Here is a 20,512-nt window from a genome sequence, read left to right on the forward strand (position 1 = left end):
TCAGCATGACCTCATACGCTGACCGGATGGCAGAGCTCAGCAGACGGGCCGTCCTGGGCGGCGCGGCGGCCGTGGCCGGTGCGGCCGCGGTGGGTTTCGGCGGGTACGAATTGCTCGCGAGGCGCAGCCCCGGGACAGCCGGACAACCCAACATCCTCGTCGTCATCGTGGATCAGATGCGGGCACCGCAGTGGTTTCCCGATACTCAACAACTCGGCGCGCTGCTGCCGAACCTCGAGCGCCTCCGAATCCGCAGCACGTCGTTCGGCTCGCACTACACCGCCTCGAACATGTGCACGCCGTCGCGCGGCGTGATGACCACCGGGCTGTACTCCCACCAGACCGGCTGTCTGTACACCGGTGAGGGGCCCACCGAGTCGACGCTGGCCGTGCGATTTCCGACCTGGGGGACGATGCTGCGCGACGCCGGCTACCGCACCTGGTGGTGGGGCAAATGGCACCTGGGCAGTGCGGCCGACAACACCCCCGACGGGCTGGACGTCCACGGGTTCTCCGGCGGTACGTACCCGTCGCCCAACGGTGCACCCAACCAGGGCTTGCAGCAGGACCCGTCGATCGTCGACCAGTTCGCCGGATGGTTCGACGCGCACGCCACCGACGGGCCATGGTGCACGACGGTGTCGCTGGTCAACCCGCATGACATCTGTTGGTGGCCGAAAAACCCACTGCCGGAAGATGTTCCCCACCGTTTCACGGCAAAGCCGGTCAACTTCGAGTCCGCCGAAGATTTACGGCGACGAGGTAAACCCCAGTTGCAGATCGATTACATGAACTTCATGTCACCGCTGATGACCGGTGCGATGGACTACACCGGCCCTGAGGCCGAGGCGCAGTGGGCACGGTGTCTGGACATGTATCTGTGGTTGCAGCAACAGGTGGACGCCCAGATCGGTCGGGTGCTCGACATCCTGTCCGCCAGGCCAGAGGTCGATGACAACACCGTCGTGGTGTTCACCTCTGACCACGGCGAATACGCCGGCTCGCACGGACTTCGCGGTAAGGGCGCGGCGGTCTACGAGGAGAGCATCCGGGTGCCGCTCTATATCCGGGATCCGTTCGGGCACCTCACCCCCAGCGCGGGCGAAACCCGGACGCAGCTCACGTCCACTGCCGACCTGGCACCGCTGTTGCTGACGATCGCCCACGGTGGCGCGGGGTGGCGCTCCGATTCTCGCTACACCTACCTGGCCGGTCGCGCCGATGTCGCCGCCATCGCCGCCGACGCGGGTGCGCCCGGCCGGCCCTGGATCGCACACGCCACCGACGACATGTCGGTGGAGGAGATGGCCGCGTTGATGAAGTCCCCGCTGGCACAGAAGTTTTTCGGACCCACCGGATCTCCGACGAACATCCCGACGTCGGCGCCCAGCCACATCGTGGCCGTCCGCACCCCCGAGGCCAAGCTCGGCATGTACACGTACTGGAAGTCCGGCTCCATGGACATCGACACCTCCCGACCGCGCCATCACGAGCTCTACGACTACACAACCGATTCCGGCATCCAGGAACTGGACAATCTGGCCGGCCGCAGCGCCAAGCAGGCCGAGCTGCAGGCCCTGCTCGACAACGAGGTGCTGCCCGAGCTGCGGGCACCGTTGCCCGATTTTCTCGATGAGGCGCAGGAGCAGGGGTTGGCGAATATGAGGGAGCTCGCGGAGTTGCGCGGAGGCTGAGCCGACAAATCCAGCACGGAGGCTGAGCCGACAAATCGGACACGGAGGCTGAGCCGACAAATCCAGCACGGAGGCTGAGCCGAGTGAGCCGACCAAAACGCCTCCCGGCGGCGCCTGAACTACTACCTTTGCCGCCATGCGCGTATTGGTCACCGGGGGAACCGGATTTGTGGGTGGTTGGAGCGCAAAAGCAATCGCTGATGCGGGCCATTCCGTCCGGTTTCTGGTCCGCAACCCTGACCGGCTGCACACGAGCGTCGCCAGACTGGGGGTCGATGTCTCCGATTTCGCCGTGGGCGACATCACCGATCGGGATTCGACGCTGCAGGCGATGCAGGGGTGTGATGCCGTCCTGCACAGCGCGGCCTTGGTCGCCACCGATCCGAGTCAGAGCGCACAGATGTTGGCCACCAACATGGATGGCGCCCAGAACGTACTCGGCGGTGCCGCCAAGCTGGGGCTCGATCCGATCATCCACGTGTCGAGTTTCACCGCGCTGTTCCATCCCGGACTCAAGACGCTGAACGCCGACCTGCCGGTGGTGGGTGGGACCGACGGGTATGGGCAGTCCAAGGCACAGGTCGAGATCTACGCGCGCGGAATGCAGGACGGCGGTGCACCGGTGAACATCACCTACCCCGGCATGGTGCTCGGACCGCCGGTCGGCGACCAGTTCGGTGAGGCCGGCGAGGGGGTGGCCGCCGCACTGCAACTCGGCGGCATTCCCGGGCGCAGCGCCGCCTGGACCATCGTCGACGTGCGTGACCTCGCCGACCTGCACGTCGCGCTGCTCGAACCCGGACGCGGACCGCGCCGCTACATGGCCGGCGGAAAGCGGGTGGTGGTCAGTGAATTGGCAAGCCTGCTCGCCGATGTCGGCAAGAAGCGCATGCTCACCGTTCCGGTACCCGATACGGCGCTGCGGATGGCCGGTCAGGTGCTCGACCGTCTCGGCCCGTTCCTGCCGTTCGAGATACCGATCACCGAGGCCGGAATGCAGTACTACACCCAGATGCCCGAGTCCGACGATTCACCCAGCGAACGGGAACTGGGTATCTCCTACCGCGATTCCCGAACCACCCTGGCCGATACGGTCGCCGGGTTTCGGCAACTCGACCGCTGAAGGGGCGGGTCAACTTCCGGCGATCTCACCCGCGGTCTGCACCACGGCCGCCGCCGGCGCCGGGGCACCCAGTTGGCGGGCGGCGAAATCCGCCGCTTGGATTGCCATCCCGTTGCTCTTGTACGAGCTGTGTGCTGCGCGGTCCCGGCCGCCCGGGAAGCAGATCGGGTCGCCCGTCGCACACAGCTGGATGGTCTTGGCCACATACGGCTGACCGATCGTCAGAGGCGGTGCGCTGCGATCGGCCAGTCCCAGCACCCACTCGTCGGGGGTCCCGAACAGGGCCACCGCCGCCACATGCGAGGCGACCGAGGCCGGCATGGGTCCACTGATACCGGCCGGCAAGATGAAGCCGTCGGGCACGCTGCTGGCCGTCGTGTAGCCGGCGACCGCAGCACCCTGCGAGTAGCCGCCGAGCACGATCTTCGTGGCCGGGCAGTTGGCGGCGATCGACTGGATCCTGCCGCTGGCGTCGGCGATTCCGTCGGCGGCCTGGCCGAAGTTCAGCGATGCCGGGTAGTTCACCGCATAGACGTCCACACTTTCACCCGGCAGCCTGGCGGTGAGCGCATCGACGAATGCCTGTCCGGTCGCGCCGATGCCGGGGGCTTCGAACGTGCCTCGGGCGAAGACGACCTCGACGTCGGCGCAGGCGTCGTCCGCCGCACCGGCCGAGGCGATCATCGGGCCGGTCAACGCGCCAACCACGATTGCGGCCGAGGTCAGCACGGTGAAGATGCCTTTTCGAGCCAGCTGCCTGATGTTCATGTGCGTCCCGCCCATCCGTCCCGTGTGCCATCACCCGCTGTGGAAGTGGCAACTACCTGCTACAAGACCAACGAGCCGGGCCCTGATTCCGGATCAGTCAAGTGATGTACGCCACCTGAGCACAGTGCGGTTGTGGGAATTGCGCAGCAATGGCTGAGTGATCAACGCTGCCTGCATCGCAGTCTGGTCGGTGAGCCCGGCGTGACACACCACATCATCGACCCGCTTTAATGGCCCGATGGCCACCTCGCGTGTCCGCACAACCGCCCTGGGGTACGCCCTTGTCGCGCCCAGCCTGTTCGGCGTCGTCACCTTTTTGCTGTTGCCGATGCTGGTGGTGGTCTGGCTGAGCCTGCACCGCTGGGATCTTCTGGGCCCGATCGAGTATGTGGGCCTGGACAATTGGACCTCGGTGTTGACCGATTCGTCGTTCGCCATGTCGTTGGCTGTGACGTTGCTGTTCGTCATCCTCGTCGTGCCGGTGCAGACCGTGCTGGGTCTGATCGCGGCCTCGTTGCTGGCCCGTAACCTGCCCGGCACCGGATTCTTCCGCACCGTGTACGTGCTGCCGTGGATCTGTGCTCCACTGGCCATCGCGGTGCTGTGGAAATGGATTCTGGCCCCGACCGACGGAGCGCTGAGCACCGTGCTGGGCCGGCCGGTCGAGTGGCTCACCGATCCGGGTCTGGCCCTGCCGGTGGTGTCGGCGGTCGTGGTGTGGACCAATGTCGGCTACGTGACGTTGTTCTTCCTGGCCGGCATCCTCAACATCCCCGCCGACGTGCACAACGCCGCCCGGACCGACGGCGCCACCGACTGGCAGCGGTTTCGCCACATCACGTTGCCGATGTTGCGTCCGACCCTGTTCTTCGTGCTGGTCACCGGAATCGTCAGTGCCGCACAGGTATTCGACACCGTGTACGCGCTGACCGCGGGCGGACCGCAGGGGCGCACCGATCTGGTGGCCCACCGCATCTATGCCGAGGCGTTCGGCGCGGCGGCGGTGGGGCGCGCCTCGGTGATGGCCATCGTGCTGTTCGTCATCCTCGTGGGCATCACCCTCGTCCAACATGTGTACTTCCGCCGCAGGATCAGCTATGACCTCACGTAACGCACTGATCTATGCGGGGCTGCTCCTCGGCGCGGTGATCACGCTGCTGCCCTTCGGGCTGGGACTGCTGACCTCGGTCACCTCGGCCGAGCAGTTCGCCACAGAAGCCCCGCTGTCGCTGCCCGCTCCGCCGACCCTGGCCAACTATGTCGGGCTATCCGATGCGGGTTTCGGTCGCGCCCTGATGGTGACGGCATTGATGACCGCAGTGATCTTGTTGGGCCAACTGGTGTGCTCGGTGCTGGCCGCCTATGCCTTTGCCCGGCTGCGTTTCCCGGGACGCGACGTGCTGTTCTGGGTCTACATCGCGACGCTGATGGTGCCGGCAACGGTGACCGTGGTGCCGTTGTATCTGATGATGGCGGAGGCCGGGCTGCGCAACACTTTCTGGGCGCTGGTGTTGCCCTTCATGTTCGGTTCCCCGTACGCGATCTTCCTGCTGCGCGAGTACTTTCGGTCGATTCCGGGTGACCTGATCAGCGCCGCCCGCCTCGACGGCGCCAACACTCTCGATGTGATCACCCATGTGGTGGTGCCGGCCAGCCGGCCGATCCTGGTGACGTTGGCGTTGATCACCGTGGTGAGCCAGTGGAACAACTTCCTGTGGCCGTTGGTGATCACCAGCGGCAGCAAGTGGCAGGTGCTGACGGTGGCGACTGCCGGGCTGCAGACGCAGTACAACGCACAGTGGACGTTGGTGATGGCGGCGACGACGGTGGCGATCGTGCCGTTGATCGGGTTGTTCATCGCCTTCTCGCGCAACATCGTCCGGTCGATCGTCGTGACGGGGATCAAGTGAGGCGCTCCACGTTGCTGGCCGCGGGGCTGGCCCTGACCATGGTGATCCTGTTGGTGGCCGCGGCGCTGTTGGGCCGGACCACCGAACCCGCGGGCCGCACGGTGGTGACCGTCCGGCTGTGGGATCCGCAGGTGGCCGCCGCGTACCGGGAGTCCTTCGACGAGTTCAGCCGGGCACATCCCGACATCGAGGTACGGGTCAACACCGTCGCCTACTCGTCATACTTCGACAGCCTTCGCACCGATGTGGCCGGCGGCAGCGCCGACGACATCTTCTGGCTGTCCAACGCCTACCTCGCCGGCTACGCCGACAACACCCGGCTGCTGGACATCGGGAACACGTTGGGCGCCAACGCCTCCCGGGCCTGGGAACCCTCGGTGGTCAACCAGTTCACCCGGAACGGCACCCTGTGGGCGGTCCCCCAGCTGACCGATGCCGGTATCGCGGTGTACTTCAACGCCGACCTGCTCGACGCCTCCGGAGTGGACCTGGCCGAGCTCACCACGCTGCGCTGGTCGGACGGCCCCGACGACACACTGCGGTCGGTGGCGGCCCGGCTGACCCTCGATGAGCAGGGCCGCGACGCCACGGCCGAGGGATTCGATGCCGGCCGGATCCGGCAGTGGGGCTACAACGCGGCCAACGATCTGCAGGGCATCTACCTCAACTACATCGGCTCGGCCGGTGGAGTTTTCACCATCGGCGACCGCTTCGCATTCGACAATCCGCAAGCGGTCACGGCGTTCCGGTATCTGGTGCGGTTGATCAACGACGATCACGTCGCCCCGCCGGCCTCGGCCACCAACAACAACGGCGACTTCTCCCGCAACGTCTTCCTGCAGGGCCGCATGGCGCTGTTCCAATCCGGCACCTACAACCTGGCCGCCGTCGCCAACCAAGCTCGGTTCCGGTGGGGCGTGGTGATGCTGCCCGCCGGCCCCAAAGGGCGCGTCAGCGTCACCAACGGCATTGCCGCAGCGGCAAACTCGGCCACCCGCCACCCCGACGCGGTGCGCGAGGTGCTGGCCTGGATGGGCAGCAAACGCGGCAACGAATACCTGGGCGCCGGCGGGGCGGCCATCCCGGCCGTACTGGCGGCGCAGCCCGTGTACCACGACTACTGGGCGGGGCGTGGGGTTGATGTCAGCCCATTCTTCCGCGTCCTGCGCGGCCCGCGCATCCCGGCGCCCGGAGCCGCCGGTTTCCCGGCCGGTTACCAGGCGCTGCAGCCGTATTTCGACGAGATGTTCCTGGGTCGCGTCGATGTCGAGAAGACGCTGTCCGATGCGCAGTGGGCGGCCAACGCCGCCGCGACCCGCTAGCGCCCGGTCATCGACGCGGCAGGCTGGTCGGCAGGATGGTCAGCTCCAAGGCCAGGGCGCTACCGCAGACCAACACGAGGACGGCGAAGGTGATCCAGTCCCGCGCACCGGGCCGCGACGGCGCGGCCGAGAACTGGCCGGCCCCACCGCGAGCGGTGATCGCGTCACCCATCTCGTCGCCGCGGCGAAGCGCCACGGTGACCGCGGCCGCCAACAGGTCGACGAGGTTGGACACCCGCTGCTTGCGTCGTTCCCGAAACGTCTCGGCCGGTTCGACCGGACGTAGCCGGTGCGCGGCATACAACGTGCGGAACTCGTCGATCAGCATCGGGAAGGCCCGCAACGCCAACGCGATCGTCACCGCCCAGTCGTGCACCGGAATACGCACCAGCCGCAGCGGGCGGCCCAATGTGGCCACCGCCGGGGCGATCTCGGCGACGTTCGTCGTCCAGGACACCAGCGCGCCCAGGCCCAGGAGCACGACCGCCAGAGCGGTGATCCGCAGGAAATTGAGCAGACCGCCCAAACCGATCTGCACCGAACCGATGTCGATGAACGGGGATCCGCCGGCCAGCGATGCCAGCGCACCACCGATGAACAACAGGATCCACAAGAAGAACGGGATCGACGGCACCACGCCACGCGGAATGTGCGCCAGCCGGGCCGTCACCAAGACCAGCACCGCGACCGAGGCGATGGGCACCCATCCGGGATAGAACGTCAGCAGAACGCCGATGCCGGCCACCGCCAACAGTTTCGTACCGGCCCACAACCGGTGGATGACGGTGTCACCGGGGACCGGGCGCAACAGCACCACGGGCTTGCGTTGCCCCCGCGCAGGTGTGGTCATCGGGCACCTCCGGCAGCCGTCGGGGCCAGCGCCAGTTCGCCGCGGTGCAGGTGCAGCGTGCGGGGGCACAGGCCTTCCAGGCCGGTGAAGTCGTGCGAGATGACGACGACGGTCAGCCCGTTGTTGTGCCGCAGGTCTTCCAGCAGCCGCAGCAGCCCCCGCTGGCTGGCGGCGTCGAGCCCGGCGAGTGGCTCGTCGAGGATCAGCGCACGCGGCGAGCGGGCCAGCAGGCCGGCCAACACCACCCGACGCATCTGACCGCCGGAGAGTTGGTCGATGCGCCGCTCGCCCAGCGCCGCATCCAATCCCACCATCTCCAGCGCAGCAGCGACCCGGTCATGCTCCCGCACCGAGAAGCCTGCGGCCGAGGCGATTTCCTTGTCGACGGTACTGCGCATCAATTGCAGCCGAGCGGCCTGGAAGGACAGCGCCACCGAGCCCACCTGTTGGGCCACCGGCACCCCGTCGAGAAGGCAGGCGCCGTAGGTGGGCACGGTCAGTCCGGCCATGATCCAGGCCAGGGTCGATTTGCCCGAGCCGTTCAACCCGTGCACCAGGACCCCATCGCCCTCGTTGACCGTGAAGGTGATGTCACGTAAAGCTGTTTTGGCCCACGGGGTTCCGCTGGCGTACTCGTGCCCGACACCGGTCAGCTCCAGCACCGGCGCACCGGCATGCGTGGTCGATGCGGCGGCAGTGGGTACCGCCGACGTGTGCACCATGTCGGTGTTGTCTGCGGTGCCGCCGTTACCGCTGAGCGCCACTGTCCGGTCGGCGGAATCGGCCTCGTCGTTGTAGTGCGTGATGTGCACGAGCGACATCTGGTGATGGTCGGTCAGCCCGGACAACACGTTCATCAGGGTGTCGCGGCCCTGTTGGTCGACCATGCTGGTGACCTCGTCGGCGATCAGCAGCGAGGGTTCGCGGGCCAGCGCACCGGCGACGGCCAACCGCTGCAGTTCGCCACCGGACAGTCCCCCGGTGTCGCGCTCGGCCAGGCCGTCGAGCCCGACCTCACCCAGCAGTCGCTCCACGTCGACGGCCGTGCCGACGGGAAGGCCCCACACCACGTCGTCGGCCACCCGGGTACCCAGCACCTGGCTTTCCGGATGCTGCATCACCACCGCGGTGCCGCCCATGCGGCCCAGCCCCACCGCCCCGGCTCGCTCGATGCTGCCCGCGCTGGGTTGGCGCCCGGCCAAAAGCAACATGAGGGTGGTCTTGCCCGAGCCGTTGGGACCGGTCACCGCGACGTGTTCACCCGGCTGCAGCTCCATCGACACCGGCCCCAGCGCATCGCGCTCGACACCCGGATAGCGGAACCGCACGTCGTTCAGCCGGGCCGGAACCGGGGCGACGACGGCGTCGCCCTCGGCGTCGGCGTCGAGCTTGTGGACGTCGGGAACCCCGAGCAGGCGCGCCAGGATGCGTGACAGCGCCCACCAACCGACCATGCTGACGGAGGTGATGCTGAGGACACCGAGCAGCAGCATCAACAGCGGCCAGTAGTCCAGCATCGTGGCGAAGGTGGCCCGCAGCGGATCGGCGGCCGCGTCGAGCATCGGGATCTGCTCGAGCACCTTCGCGATTCCCTCGATGCCTGCGGTCAGCGAATCGAAGATCAGGTTGCGCAGCCGGGTCAGCACGGTGAGCGCCACGACTGCTGCGGCCCCGAACACCACGCCGGCGACGACGGCGGCGCCGAACGCCGTGGCGGTGCCGCGGCCCCGGCGCTTGACCACACCGGTCAACCCGCCGATATAGGCGCAGTCGATGACGGTCATCATCCCGCCCATGCCGGCGATGAGGAAGGCGATGGCACCCGCGGCGACGGTTGCGGCGACCAGCACCCGCAGCCGGTAGCGGTAGGCCAGCAGACCCATCGGCACGGTTCCCAGGACCGAGAGGCCTCCCGCGAACGGCACCACCACTGCGATGATCGCGGTGGCGGCACACAGCGCCGCCATCACCGCTGCCTGCGCAAGTTCGCCGGGAGTGAGGCCGCGCCGAGGCGTCGTCGCCGGAGGTTTCGCGGTCATTGCTCGATTCTGCCAGCCGGAATCGTCCCCGTCGGATGGCCGTCCTGTGAGGCAGAGCACGCGAAAGAACTCGACTGCATAGTAAATCTATGTAATTATGGGCAGATGCCCACCGAGGATGTCATGGTCACCGACGAAACCGAACTCGGCGCCGACCTGCTGTCGGTCGTCGCCCGGTTGAACCGGCTGGCCACGCAACGCACCCGGCTGCCCCTGCCCTGGGCGCAGGCCCGGCTGCTGTCCACCATCGAAGACCAGGGCGAGGCACGCATCTCCGATCTCGCCCTGCTCGACCACTGCTCACAACCCACCATGACCACACAGGTGCGCCGGTTGGAAGATGCCGGCCTGGTCACCCGCACCACCGATCCCGGCGATGCTCGCGCGGTCCTGATCCGCATCACTGAGCAGGGCCGGCGGACCCTCGATCAAGCCAGGGCCGATCGTGCCGCGGTGATCAACCCGAGGCTTGAACGGCTGAGCCCGCAGGACCGCCAGACGCTGGCGGCCGCCGTCGACGTGATCCGGCGCATGCTCACCGACGTCAACGAGCATCCGCTCTCCCACGAAACCAGTTAGGAGTTACCGCCCTGATGTGGCGCCAACCCAAGGCCGTTTGGGCCGTCGCTTTTGCCTCCGTCGTGGCCTTCATGGGCATCGGACTGGTCGATCCCATCCTCAAACCGATCGCCGACAACCTCGACGCCTCGCCCTCGCAGGTGTCGTTGTTGTTCACCAGCTACATGGCGGTGATGGGGGTGGCGATGCTGATCACCGGTGTGGTGTCCAGCCGCATCGGCCCCAAGCGCACCCTGCTGCTCGGCCTGGTGATCATCATCGCCGGGGCCGGCCTGGCCGGCATGAGCGACACCGTGATGCAGATCGTGGGCTGGCGCGCACTGTGGGGCCTGGGCAATGCGCTGTTCATCGCGACCGCCCTGGCCACGATCGTCAGCTCCGCGAAAGGGTCTGTGGCGCAAGCCATCATCCTCTATGAGGCCGCACTGGGCCTGGGCATCGCGATCGGGCCGCTGGTCGGCGGCGTCCTCGGCTCACTCTCCTGGCGCGGCCCGTTCTTCGGCGTCTCGGCCCTGATGGCCTTCGCGCTCGTGATCACCGCGTTGCTGTTGCCGGCCACCCCGCGTGCCGCGCGCGCCACCACGCTGGCCGATCCGTTCCGGGCGCTGCGCCATCGCGGGCTGCTCGGTGTCGCGATCACCGCACTGCTCTACAACTTCGGCTTCTTCACCCTGCTGGCCTTCACGCCCTTCCCCCTGGACATGACCGCCCACCAGATCGGGCTGATCTTCTTCGGCTGGGGCGTGGCCTTGGCCTTCACCTCCGTGGTGGTCGCCCCGCGACTGCAACACCGGTTCGGCACCGTGCGGGTGCTGATCCTCAACCTGATCGCCTTCACCGCCGTGCTGACGGTGATGGCGGTCTGGACCGATTCCAAGGCCGTACTGGCCTCAGGCGTGGTGATCGCCGGTTTGTTCATCGGCATCAACAACACGCTGATCACCGAGACCGTCATGAAGGCCGCGCCTGTCGAGCGCGGCGTGGCCTCGGCGGCGTACAGCTTCCTGCGCTTCGGCGGCGCGGCCGTCGCACCGTGGCTGGCCGGCGTGCTCGGCGAACAGGTCAACGTGCACCTGCCCTACTGGGTGGGCGCGGCAGCCGTGTTGGCCGGCGCGGGTGTGCTCTTCGCGACCCGACCACACCTGACTGGGATCGATGCCGAGGAGGACGAACTCGACGAGCTGACCGATGAGGCGGCTGCCGTCACCGTCGGCTCCGACACCTGACGACTGTTGCGCGCCGGCCGACTCGCCGAGATCGACGTGAGGGTCGTGCTTGTGTCGATTTCACGACCCTGGCGTCGATCTCGATGCGCCACAGGCCTACATCGCGAACAGTAGGAACTGCGTGACCTGGGTCGGTGAAAAATTGTCGTCACTCACCGCGATCACCGATTGCCGGCCGTCGGGCAGCTTGGGCCCCAAGGTGATTCCCTCGATGTTGTCCAGCGGCGCCAGTCCCGCAGTGTCGGTCAGATCTACCAACAGCGTCTTTCTCATCTCGGACGAACCGTCGTCCAGGCGCGCGGAAAAGATCCGAACCGCCACATGGGTGCCGAAGCCGCGCTCGATCACCAGAAAGCTGCCGTCGTCGAGCGCCAATAGATCAGACAGACCGTTGTCGCCGCCCGGCCCGGCGCTGACCGGGTCCAGCGGATAGGTGTACTGGCCGTCCACCGCCCCGGTGTCCGGGTCCAAGCGGACGACGCGGGTCCGTGCACCGTGGTGTTCATCCGGTGGTGGCCCGTCGTCGTAGCCGGGACCCTCCATCGCGGCCCACAGGTACCGCCCGTCCGGACTCAGTGACAGGCCTTCCAGTGCGCTGTTGCGACGCGGGCCGTGCTCGCCGGCCGACATCCGCATGGCGTCGGGCAGGGCGAACTCACCGAGGAAGCTGCCGTCGAGCCCGGCAGTCCGCACCCACGGGTCCAGCAGACTCGGTGGCCCCGGCCCATCCACCCGCCGCTCCCCCTCACTGGTCCAGTACAGCCGCTGCCGGCCTGGATCGAACGCGATGGCCTCGGGATCCGGCGGAACCACCGGCGGGACGACGTCACGGCGCAAGGGGCGAAAGGGTTGTGCGTCACGGTCCAGCCAGGGGTGCGTCCCGATGAATTGGACGTCATCGATACCGTTGTCCGACAACGTGATCCGGGCGGTGTAGAAGCGTGCCGGATTGTGGGCCGAGCGGTCGTCGCTGACGATGTAGTAGAGGTCGGCGGCCGGGTCGTAGCTGATTCCGGACAGGCCCCCGATCACCGTGCCGTCCAGCGTCGCGCCGGGGGCGACCTGGTGTTGACCGAGAAATTCGAATTCCGCCGAGGCGCGGGCCGGCGCGCACCCGGCCAACACCAGTAGACCGGCCGCCAATATTCGGATCAGCATCAGGTGATGACGGCGCCAACCAAGATGCCGACGACATAGGTGCAGGCGATCGCGATGGCTCCGAACAGCAGTTGCCGCAGCCCCGCGACGGCAATCGGCTTGCGGGTGAACCGTGCCGCCACCGCGCCGGCGATCAACAGGCCCACCCCGCCACAGGCCAGCCCAGCCCACAACAACTCGAAGCCGAGCAGGTAGGGAATGAGCGGGATGATTGCGCCGATCGCGAACATGACGAACGACGAACCCGCGGCCACGAACGGCGACGGCTTCTCCCGGGGGTCTACACCCAATTCCTGCACGAGATGGAAGTTCAGGGCCCGATTCTCGTCACGGTGGATTTCCTCGGTTGCCTTCAGCGCGGTTTCGGGAGTCATTCCCATCTCTTGCAGCATGGCCACGAGTTCGGCCCGCTCAGCGCTGGGGTTCTTGAGGAACGACTTACGTTCCACACTCACCTCAGAATCGACCTGCTCATTGGCCGTGGTCACCGAGGTGTACTCACCGAGCGCCATCGAGAAGGCCCCGGCCAACAGGCCCGCCACACCGCTGAGCACGACCGTCTGGGCCGAGGCGCTGGCCCCGACACCGGCGATCAACGCGGTGTTGCTGACCAGACCATCCATCGCACCGAAGGTCGCCGCACGTAGCCAGCCGCCGGTGACGTCGGCGTGCCGGTGATAGCTCACATGCGGCAAACCCGTGGGAGACAGTGACTTACCGACAGACTCCGGCATGACGCCAATCTTGCGCTGCGGTGTCACCAGTGTCCAGGAAGGTAGACCTTGGTAACAACCGCCGCACAGGAACCGTCGCACACGTTACCGTCGGGTATGACCACCACTGCCGAGCATCTTCGAAACGCGTTGGACGGCCGTTGGCGCGACGTCAAGAACGCCATGCGGACCAGACTGTCGGACGAGGTCTTCCGGCCGCACTACACGCCCAACACCGTCATCGCCCGGGCCAAGGTGGCCGAGCAACTCAAGATCATGGCGGCGGCCGGGGCAGCCGAGGACGGCTTCCGCAAGGAGCACGGCGGCAACGGCGACGTCGGGGCGGCCATCACCCAGATCGAGATGCTGGCCATGAGTGATCTGTCCCTGATGGTCAAGGCCGGGGTGCAGTGGGGCCTGTTCGGCGGCGCCATCGAGAACCTGGGCACCGAACGCCACCACCAGGCCTACGTCCGCCCACTGATCGACCTGGAACTGCCGGGCTGTTTCGCGATGACCGAGACCGGTCACGGCAGCGATGTGCAGTCACTGGAGACCACCGCCACCTACGATCCGGCGACCCAGGAATTCGTCATCCACTCCCCCACCCCGTCGGCCCGCAAGGACTATATCGGGGGTGCGGCCGAGACCGCCCGCGTGGCAGCCGTTTTCGCGCAGCTGATCACCCCGGACGGCGAAGGGCATGGGGTGCACTGCTTCGTCGTGCCGATCCGCGACGACGCAGGCAACGACCTGCCGGGCATCACCACCTCGGATTGTCACTACAAGGGCGGGCTGCCCGGCGTCGACAACGGCCGCATCGTGTTCGACCAAGTGCGTATCCCGCGGGAGAACCTGCTCAACCGCTACGCCGACGTCGCCGAGGACGGCACGTACTCCTCGCCCATCGAGAACCCGGGGCGGCGGTTCTTCACCATGCTGGGCACCCTGATCCGCGGCCGTGTCACCGTGGGCGGAAGCGCGGCGGCGGCCGCCCGGGTGGCCCTCGACATTGCCGTCCGATATGCGTTGGAACGCAGACAATTCGACGCTCCCGACAACGAGGGCGAAGTTTTGATCATGGACTACCTGGTGCACCAGCGCCGGCTGTTGCCGCTGATCGCAAAGTCATACGCGCTGCAGTTCGCCCAGAACGAACTGGTGGCCAAATGCCATGAGCTGCAGACCTCCGACGACCCCGACGCCGAGGAGCAGCGCGAGCTCGAAGCGCGGGCCGCCGGCCTCAAGGCCGCAAACACCTGGCACGCCAGCCGCAGCATCCAGGAGGCCCGCGAAGCCTGCGGTGGCGCAGGTTATCTGGCCGAGAACCGGTTGATCGCGCTGCGCGCCGACACCGACGTGTTCACCACCTTCGAAGGGGACAACCATGTGCTGACCCAGTTGGTGGCCAAGGAACTGCTGACCGCCTACGCCGATGACATCAAGGGCATGAGCCCGGTCGAATGGGTGCGGTTCGCCGCGAACTATGCCGGGGAACGGGTGCTCAAACGCACGGCCGCCCAGACCATCATGCAGACCATCCTCGACACCCGCCAGGACAACGAGGAGGAAGGCAGCCTGTTCAACCGCGGGACCCAGGTCCAGATGTTCGAGGACCGCGAGGAGTACATGTTGGCCTCCGTGGCCAGGCGACTACAGGGCAAGGCCAAGGAGATGTCGGCCTTCGACGCGTTCAACGCCGTGCAGGACCACGTGCTGCACGCCGCGCAGGCTCATATCGACCGCGTGATCCTGGAGGCCTTCGTCGCCGGCATCGACGCCTGTGAGGACGAGACCGCCCGCGGCCTGCTCTCCGATGTCTGCGACCTGTACGCCTTGTCGGTGATCGAGGGCGACAAGGCCTGGTTCATCGAGCACCGCTTCCTGTCCACCGAACGGGCCAAGGCCGTCACCCGTGGCATCAACGAACGCTGCCGCTCACTGCGCCCGCACGTGGAAACCCTCGTCGACGGGTTCGGCGTCCCCGAGCAGCTGCGCTACGCGGCGATGCTCGATCCCGAGGAACTGGTCAACGGTTAGGGCTTCGGAATCGGGTCGACGGCAACCAGTTTGCCGTCGTCCCCGATCCGGAACCGCACCGTGGCGATGCCGGTCGGCGACTTCGGCGAATCCTGGCCCTGCTGCCACTGGTAGTTGACCACCACACTGTCGTCGGCATTGGTGACCACGTTGATGTAGGGCCGCGGCTCCGGGGTGGCGGGGCCCAGTGGGGTCTGCCGGTCGAAGAACAGCAGCTGCCCGACGCTGTTGGGCTCGGGATCGGACTGGCCCACCTGTACCCAGTACAGCCGGCAGTTGGTGGTGTGTCCGGTGTTGACCTGGGTCCACTGCTTACCCGCCTCGGGGGCGGGCAATTTGGCGATCTCGGCGGCGATCGTGTCGGCGCTGGGACCGTCGGACGGCGCGCAGGTATCGGGCTTCGGCGGCGGTGCCGAAGGCGGACTCCAGCCGCACCCGACCGCGAGGAGACCGACGAAGGCGACGATGGCGATCAGCCGTGGATACACATCCCCGAGCGTAGCGAATCCGGCCGGCTCGACGGGCGGGCTGACGGCGGCGCGCCGATAGGTGACACTGTGTGCGGTCTGATCACGGACCGTCCCTACCACCTACCCAAGGAGACACTGATGGCTTGGTTCCTCGCGATGGAAGGCCCCGCCAACAAGGCCGTCCTGTACGAACTGCAGGAATCAGTCAACGTCCACCAGATCGCCGAGGAGATGGCCAGTGCGGCCACCCTCGACCGCCCGGTGCCCGTGCCCGCGGTGCTGCAGAACAACAAGCAACAGGTGACGGTGTACGTGCGGCCGGCAGCCTGGGGGGTGTGGACGTTCTACCAACTGACCGAAGAGGAGCGGAAGGCCCTCGCCTCGGTGTCGAATCCACTGGTGGAAGCGCTTGCGCAGGCGGCCCGCCAGAAGCAGGCCCGGCCTCAGGGCTGAAGCCGGGTCGGGAGAACTGGCTCCCCCGGATGGACTCGAACCATCAACCGCCCGATTAACAGTCGGGAGCTCTGCCAATTGAGCTACAGGGGACTACCTTCCGCGGAAGCTCCGCGGCCGAGCGTTGACTCTAGCGTACGGACCGCCGCCGCCGCCAACTCGCTCCCGGACGGGCGCGCCGGGCCGGTGGTGAGGCAGGATGGAACCCGCACACATCTGTCGTCTGGGATGCCCGTCGCTGTGGGAGGAATGCTGTGATCCGCTATGCCGCCGTGATCGCCGTCGGCTACGTGCTGGGCGCCAAAGCCGGCCGACGCCGCTACGAGCAGATCGCCAGCACCTATCGCGCGGTGACGGCCAACCCGGCCACCAAGGCCGTCCTGGACGCCGGGCGACGCAAGATCGCCAAGCGCGTGTCACCGGATCCGCAGTTTCTCACCTTGACCCCCATCGACGCAGAAACGTCGGTGTTCTCCACGAAGGAGAGCACCGACGCTTCGTCGAAAACTCGCTGGTAGGGCGCCTAGCCTATTCCCTGGCTGATCGTGCTGCCGGGCAGCAGCGGGCCCGTCACCACACCGTTCTGCCCGACGCCGACCCACGGCGTGCCGACCTGGGCGGGCATGCCGTTGGAGTAGGACAGGCACTTGCCGTCCTCTTTGTTTCCGAACCAGGCCAGGCAGGCCGGCCCGGCCGTGACCTCGGCCGGGGTGGTCGCGACGAACGCCGGGGCGGCCGCTGCGGCGCCGGCCGCCAGGACGAATGCGCCGACTGCGACGAACCGCCGCGTCTGTGTGCTGAAAAGTGTCACCGGGATTGCCTCTTTCACATCTGGGTGCCCGACTGCGCTCACCCTATCGCGATGTCGTCGATCACGCAGTCAGGTCGTCCCCGCTGGCCTGTTCCAGCAGGCTGCGCCGGTAGGACTCCATCGCCACCAGGTCGCCGAACAAAGCGTGATATTCGTCTCCCTGCTCCACCGGCGACATCCGCTGCAGCTTGGACTTCACCTCGGCGATCTGCCGCCCCACCCACACTTCCTGCAGGCGGGCCAGCACGCTGCCGATGTAGCGCGGCAGATGCTCGTCGTCCTCGACGTTGATCGCCTCCACGCCCAGTTCGTTGACCAGGCCGGCCGCCGCCGGGGACGACGCCTGTTCCCGGACCGCCTCGATCCACTGCGCACCGGATATGCCCGCCGCGGTGCCGCCGGCGGCCTCGATGGCCGAGCGCACCGCGGCGTAACCGGGGTGGGTGAAGCTTTCGGTGGTCAACGAGTCGAAGACCGGTCCGGCGATCGCCGGGTACTGCAGGCCGGCTTTGAGCGCCTCGCGCTGCGGCCATAGCGTCGGGTCGGACGGATTCGGGCGTTGCACGGCCGGCGCCGCGGGACGGCCCGGCGCCCCTGAGGAACGTCGGCTGTCCTTGCGGCCGCCGGTGGCCTCCTCCCGCACCCGGCCGATCACCTGAGCCACGTTGTCCCAGCCGACCCAGCCGGCCAACTGGCGGGCGTACTCGTCACGCAGCGTGGGGTCTTTGATGCGCGCGGCCATCGGCACGCACCGCCGCAGCGCGGCCACCCGGCCCTCGGCGCTGTCCAAGTCGTACTCACCCAGTGCGCTGCGAATCACGAACTCGAACAACGGAGTTCGTCGCGCCACCAGATCCCGCAACGCGCCGTCACCGGAGCGTAGCCGCAGATCGCACGGATCCATCCCGTCGGGAGCAACCGCCACGAACGACTGTCCGGACAGGTTCTGCTCACCCTCGAACGCCTTGACCGCGGCGGCCTGGCCCGCGGCGTCACCGTCGAACACGTAGATCAATTCGCCGCGGAAGAAATTGTCGTCCATCATCAGCCGGCGCAACATCGACAGGTGTTGCTCGCCGAAGGCGGTGCCGCACGAGGCCACCGCGGTGGTCACCCCGGCCAGGTGCATCGCCATCACGTCGGTGTAGCCCTCGACGACGACCGCCTGGTGCCCCTTGGCGATGTCACGTTTGGCCCGATCCAGCCCGAACAGCACCTGAGACTTCTTGTACAGCACCGTTTCCGGGGTGTTGACGTACTTGGCCTGGTTCTGGTCGTCGTCGAACAACCGGCGCGCGCCGAAGCCGATGGTCTCGCCGGAGGACACCCGGATCGGCCACAGCAGGCGGCGGTGGAACCGGTCCATCGGCCCGCGTTTACCCTCCCGGCTCAGCCCGGCGGCTTCCAGCTCCTTGAACTCGAACCCTTTGCGCAACAGGTGTTTTGTCAGCGTGTCCCAGCCTGAGGGGGCGTACCCGCAGCCGAATTGGGCGGCCGCCGCAGCGTCGAAGTTTCGCTCGGTCAGGTACTTACGCGCCTCGGCCGCGTCCTCCGAGGCCAGCGCCTGGGCGTAGAACTCCTGTGCGGCGGCGTTGGCGGCCAGCAACCGGCTGCGGCTGCCCCGATCCCGCTGGACGTTGGTGGTGGATCCGCCGGTGTAGGTGACGGTGTAACCGACTTTGTCCGCCAGCAGCTCGACGGCTTCGACGAATGTGACGTGCTCGATCTTCTGGATGAAGGCGTAGACGTCCCCACCTTCGCCGCAGCCGAAGCAGTGGAAGTGACCGTGGTTTGGCCGCACGTGGAACGACGGCGACTTCTCGTCATGGAACGGGCACAGCCCCTTCATCGAGTCGGCCCCGGCCCGCCTCAACTGGACGTAGTCGCCGACGACGTCTTCGATGCGGATTTTTTCGCGAATGGCGGCGATGTCGCGATCAGGGATTCTGCCAGCCACCGGCCTAGTGTATGCGGGCGCCGAGGCCCGCAATTCGCGAACATCGATCGTCGGCTTGTGTTCGACGGCTCTCAGCCCAGGGGCCGGGGCGAGCGGGCCTCGTGCACTCGTTCCAACCGGCTCTCGGTGTAGGACGCGATCTGATCGACCACGACGCGCAACCGGGCGCCGTCGTCGTCGGCCCGGTCGAATTCCGGGGCGAACTGCGGGTCCAGACTGCCCGGGGCCTGCGCCCACAGCGCCAGCGCCACCTCGTGGATCAGGGTGCGCTGATCGGCCTGGATCTGCAGGTGCCGGTGGTCGGACATGATGAACTGCAGGGCCAGCATCTTGAGCAACACCACCTCGGCGCGCACCAGTGGCGGCACCGCCAGGTCGGCATCGAACCTCCGCAGCGGCCGGTCGTCGGCGACGGCCCGGGTCTGGGTGATCGCCGCATTGGCAAAGCGGCCGACGAGTTCACTGGTCATGGTCTTGAGCGCAACCGAGGCCGCCAGGGTGCCGTCGTAGCGCCCCACCGCGGCGACCACCGGGATCTGCGACAGCCGCTCGGCGGCGGCCAGCAGATCGTCGTGGCCGACGCTGGGAAACGACCTCGCCCCCAACTCGGCCAGCGAGGCAGCGGCGTCGCGATCGCCGAGTACCCGCAGGTCGATCCGCCCGGAGATCACCCCGTCCTCCACGTCGTGCACCGAGTACGCGACGTCGTCGGCCCAGTCCATCACCTGGGCTTCCAGGCACGGCCGATCGGCCGGGGCCCCGGCCCGCATCCAGGCGGCGGCCTCGGCATCGTCGTCGTAGAAGCCGTACTTCTTGCGGGTGCCGAGGCTGGCCCACGGGTACTTTGCGACGGCATCCAACGCCGCCCGGGTCAGGTTGAGCCCGGCCGAACGTCCCTCGCCATCAAGGACTTTGGGCTCCAGCCGGGTCAGGATGCGGAAGTTCTGCGCATTGCCCTCGAACCCGCCGAACGGTTTGGCGATCTCGTCGAGCGCCCGCTCACCGTTGTGTCCGTAGGGCGGGTGGCCGATGTCGTGGGCCAACCCGGCCAGATCCACCAGGTCGGGATCGCAGCCCAGCCCGATCGCCATCCCGCGCCCGATCTGGGCCACCTCCAGCGAATGGGTGAGCCGGGTGCGTGGGGTGTCCCCGTGCCGCGGACCGACCACTTGCGTCTTGTCGGCCAGTCGCCGCAGCGCCGCGCTGTGCAGTACCCGGGCGCGGTCGCGCGAGAAGTCGGTCCGGTGTTCGGCGTCTGTCCCGGGCAGGGCAGCACCCTTGGGCGCTTCGACCACCAGACGTTCCCGGTCGAAGTCGTCATACACCGACTGCCTATCCGCGTTCACCGACGCACAGTCTGCCAGGAACCGACGCGCCGCCTCTGCAGCGCACTAGATTG

General features: G+C 67.4%; 19 protein-coding genes and 1 tRNA gene. 10 read left to right on the plus strand and 10 right to left on the minus strand.

What is annotated here, in order from left to right; translation table 11 throughout:
- Nucleotides 1-26: 26 nt before the first annotated feature.
- Nucleotides 27-1,694, plus strand: a complete 1,668-nt coding sequence (locus tag A5733_RS12510) for a sulfatase-like hydrolase/transferase (protein WP_076240336.1) — start codon at nt 27-29, stop codon at nt 1,692-1,694.
- A 136-nt stretch (nt 1,695-1,830) separates the two neighbouring features.
- Entirely contained in the window at nt 1,831-2,817 is a 987-nt protein-coding gene (locus A5733_RS12515) for an NAD-dependent epimerase/dehydratase family protein (protein WP_076240337.1), read from the plus strand.
- A gap of 9 nt (nt 2,818-2,826) precedes the next feature.
- Here A5733_RS12515 and A5733_RS12520 read toward each other — a convergent pair whose 3' ends face one another.
- Nucleotides 2,827-3,585 carry a cutinase family protein gene (locus A5733_RS12520; protein WP_076240399.1) on the minus strand — a complete coding sequence of 253 codons (759 nt, stop codon included), beginning with the start codon at nt 3,583-3,585 and terminating at the stop codon, nt 2,827-2,829.
- Between the two features lie 238 nt (nt 3,586-3,823).
- On the opposite strand from A5733_RS12520, the gene A5733_RS12525 reads away from it, so the two are divergent.
- Genes A5733_RS12525 through A5733_RS12535 form a run of 3 tightly spaced genes read left to right on the plus strand, consistent with a single transcriptional unit; the run spans nt 3,824 to nt 6,817 of the window.
- Nucleotides 3,824-4,696: a carbohydrate ABC transporter permease gene (locus A5733_RS12525; RefSeq protein ID WP_076240338.1), complete on the plus strand. Its 873-nt coding sequence runs from the start codon at nt 3,824-3,826 to the stop codon at nt 4,694-4,696.
- Complete coding sequence (locus A5733_RS12530) at nt 4,683-5,495, plus strand: carbohydrate ABC transporter permease (RefSeq protein ID WP_076240339.1); 813 nt, start codon at nt 4,683-4,685, stop codon at nt 5,493-5,495. Before A5733_RS12525 ends, A5733_RS12530 begins: the two co-directional genes overlap by 14 nt.
- Before the next feature lie 38 nt (nt 5,496-5,533).
- On the plus strand, nt 5,534-6,817 hold the full coding sequence (locus A5733_RS12535) for a sugar ABC transporter substrate-binding protein (RefSeq protein WP_076240400.1): 1,284 nt from the start codon (nt 5,534-5,536) through the stop codon (nt 6,815-6,817).
- A 7-nt stretch (nt 6,818-6,824) separates the two neighbouring features.
- On the opposite strand, the gene A5733_RS12540 is transcribed toward A5733_RS12535, so the two are convergent.
- Both A5733_RS12540 and A5733_RS12545 read right to left on the minus strand, forming a co-directional pair.
- A complete protein-coding gene (locus A5733_RS12540) occupies nt 6,825-7,667 on the minus strand; it encodes an energy-coupling factor transporter transmembrane protein EcfT (protein WP_076240340.1) in 843 nt (280 codons plus the stop codon).
- Nucleotides 7,664-9,706 (minus strand): ABC transporter ATP-binding protein, encoded by a 2,043-nt coding sequence (locus tag A5733_RS12545; RefSeq protein ID WP_076240341.1) that lies wholly within the window; start codon nt 9,704-9,706, stop codon nt 7,664-7,666. Before A5733_RS12545 ends, A5733_RS12540 begins: the two co-directional genes overlap by 4 nt.
- Before the next feature lie 105 nt (nt 9,707-9,811).
- On the opposite strand from A5733_RS12545, the gene A5733_RS12550 reads away from it, so the two are divergent.
- Both A5733_RS12550 and A5733_RS12555 read left to right on the plus strand, forming a co-directional pair.
- Complete coding sequence (locus A5733_RS12550) at nt 9,812-10,285, plus strand: MarR family winged helix-turn-helix transcriptional regulator (RefSeq protein WP_067773865.1); 474 nt, start codon at nt 9,812-9,814, stop codon at nt 10,283-10,285.
- Nucleotides 10,286-10,299: 14 nt separating this feature from the next.
- On the plus strand, nt 10,300-11,511 hold the full coding sequence (locus tag A5733_RS12555; protein ID WP_067773862.1) for an MFS transporter: 1,212 nt from the start codon (nt 10,300-10,302) through the stop codon (nt 11,509-11,511).
- 96 nt (nt 11,512-11,607) lie between these two features.
- Here A5733_RS12555 and A5733_RS12560 read toward each other — a convergent pair whose 3' ends face one another.
- Both A5733_RS12560 and A5733_RS12565 read right to left on the minus strand, forming a co-directional pair.
- A complete protein-coding gene (locus tag A5733_RS12560) occupies nt 11,608-12,669 on the minus strand; it encodes an esterase-like activity of phytase family protein (RefSeq protein WP_076240342.1) in 1,062 nt (353 codons plus the stop codon).
- The gene (locus A5733_RS12565; RefSeq protein WP_067773856.1) at nt 12,669-13,403 is read right to left on the minus strand and encodes a VIT1/CCC1 transporter family protein; all 735 of its coding nucleotides are present in this window, start codon (nt 13,401-13,403) and stop codon (nt 12,669-12,671) included. Before A5733_RS12565 ends, A5733_RS12560 begins: the two co-directional genes overlap by 1 nt.
- A gap of 96 nt (nt 13,404-13,499) precedes the next feature.
- On the opposite strand from A5733_RS12565, the gene A5733_RS12570 reads away from it, so the two are divergent.
- Entirely contained in the window at nt 13,500-15,422 is a 1,923-nt protein-coding gene (locus tag A5733_RS12570; protein ID WP_076240343.1) for an acyl-CoA dehydrogenase, read from the plus strand.
- Here the strand turns inward: A5733_RS12570 and A5733_RS12575 are convergent.
- Nucleotides 15,419-15,910 carry an LppP/LprE family lipoprotein gene (locus A5733_RS12575; protein WP_067773916.1) on the minus strand — a complete coding sequence of 164 codons (492 nt, stop codon included), beginning with the start codon at nt 15,908-15,910 and terminating at the stop codon, nt 15,419-15,421. The two genes, A5733_RS12570 and A5733_RS12575, sit on opposite strands and share 4 nt — an antisense overlap.
- Before the next feature lie 120 nt (nt 15,911-16,030).
- Between A5733_RS12575 and A5733_RS12580 the strand changes: the two genes are divergently transcribed.
- Nucleotides 16,031-16,345: a hypothetical protein gene (locus A5733_RS12580; protein ID WP_067773914.1), complete on the plus strand. Its 315-nt coding sequence runs from the start codon at nt 16,031-16,033 to the stop codon at nt 16,343-16,345.
- 17 nt (nt 16,346-16,362) lie between these two features.
- Here A5733_RS12580 and A5733_RS12585 read toward each other — a convergent pair.
- A tRNA-Asn gene (locus tag A5733_RS12585) sits at nt 16,363-16,438 on the minus strand.
- Nucleotides 16,439-16,599: 161 nt separating this feature from the next.
- On the opposite strand from A5733_RS12585, the gene A5733_RS12590 reads away from it, so the two are divergent.
- Nucleotides 16,600-16,863, plus strand: a complete 264-nt coding sequence (locus tag A5733_RS12590; RefSeq protein WP_067773850.1) for a hypothetical protein — start codon at nt 16,600-16,602, stop codon at nt 16,861-16,863.
- A gap of 5 nt (nt 16,864-16,868) precedes the next feature.
- Here the strand turns inward: A5733_RS12590 and A5733_RS12595 are convergent, their stop codons facing one another.
- The 3 genes from A5733_RS12595 to A5733_RS12605 all read right to left on the minus strand — a co-directional run bounded on the left by A5733_RS12595 (nt 16,869) and on the right by A5733_RS12605 (nt 20,459).
- The gene (locus tag A5733_RS12595) at nt 16,869-17,156 is read right to left on the minus strand and encodes a hypothetical protein (protein WP_197508361.1); all 288 of its coding nucleotides are present in this window, start codon (nt 17,154-17,156) and stop codon (nt 16,869-16,871) included.
- Nucleotides 17,157-17,217: 61 nt separating this feature from the next.
- Nucleotides 17,218-19,113: a DNA primase gene (dnaG, locus tag A5733_RS12600; RefSeq protein WP_076240344.1), complete on the minus strand. Its 1,896-nt coding sequence runs from the start codon at nt 19,111-19,113 to the stop codon at nt 17,218-17,220.
- Between the two features lie 71 nt (nt 19,114-19,184).
- Entirely contained in the window at nt 19,185-20,459 is a 1,275-nt protein-coding gene (locus A5733_RS12605; RefSeq protein WP_076240345.1) for a deoxyguanosinetriphosphate triphosphohydrolase, read from the minus strand.
- Nucleotides 20,460-20,512: the final 53 nt, after the last annotated feature.

The organism is Mycobacterium sp. NS-7484 (genome assembly GCF_001953975.1).
In the GTDB taxonomy this organism is placed as follows: domain Bacteria; phylum Actinomycetota; class Actinomycetes; order Mycobacteriales; family Mycobacteriaceae; genus Mycobacterium.

Bases quoted from the DNA above. Each gene is read 5' to 3' on its own strand.
- A5733_RS12555 (WP_067773862.1), top strand. From the start codon at position 10,300: ATGTGGCGCCAACCCAAGGCCGTTTGGGCCGTCGCTTTTGCCTCCGTC.
- A5733_RS12550 (WP_067773865.1), top strand. From the start codon at position 9,812: ATGCCCACCGAGGATGTCATGGTCACCGACGAAACCGAACTCGGCGCC.
- A5733_RS12540 (WP_076240340.1), bottom strand. From the start codon at position 7,667: ATGACCACACCTGCGCGGGGGCAACGCAAGCCCGTGGTGCTGTTGCGC.
- A5733_RS12510 (WP_076240336.1), top strand. From the start codon at position 27: ATGGCAGAGCTCAGCAGACGGGCCGTCCTGGGCGGCGCGGCGGCCGTG.
- A5733_RS12535 (WP_076240400.1), top strand. From the start codon at position 5,534: ATGGTGATCCTGTTGGTGGCCGCGGCGCTGTTGGGCCGGACCACCGAA.
- A5733_RS12525 (WP_076240338.1), top strand. From the start codon at position 3,824: ATGGCCACCTCGCGTGTCCGCACAACCGCCCTGGGGTACGCCCTTGTC.
- A5733_RS12520 (WP_076240399.1), bottom strand. From the start codon at position 3,585: ATGAACATCAGGCAGCTGGCTCGAAAAGGCATCTTCACCGTGCTGACC.
- A5733_RS12545 (WP_076240341.1), bottom strand. From the start codon at position 9,706: ATGACCGCGAAACCTCCGGCGACGACGCCTCGGCGCGGCCTCACTCCC.
- A5733_RS12565 (WP_067773856.1), bottom strand. From the start codon at position 13,403: ATGCCGGAGTCTGTCGGTAAGTCACTGTCTCCCACGGGTTTGCCGCAT.
- A5733_RS12515 (WP_076240337.1), top strand. From the start codon at position 1,831: ATGCGCGTATTGGTCACCGGGGGAACCGGATTTGTGGGTGGTTGGAGC.
- A5733_RS12580 (WP_067773914.1), top strand. From the start codon at position 16,031: ATGGCTTGGTTCCTCGCGATGGAAGGCCCCGCCAACAAGGCCGTCCTG.
- A5733_RS12530 (WP_076240339.1), top strand. From the start codon at position 4,683: ATGACCTCACGTAACGCACTGATCTATGCGGGGCTGCTCCTCGGCGCG.
- A5733_RS12570 (WP_076240343.1), top strand. From the start codon at position 13,500: ATGACCACCACTGCCGAGCATCTTCGAAACGCGTTGGACGGCCGTTGG.
- A5733_RS12560 (WP_076240342.1), bottom strand. From the start codon at position 12,669: ATGCTGATCCGAATATTGGCGGCCGGTCTACTGGTGTTGGCCGGGTGC.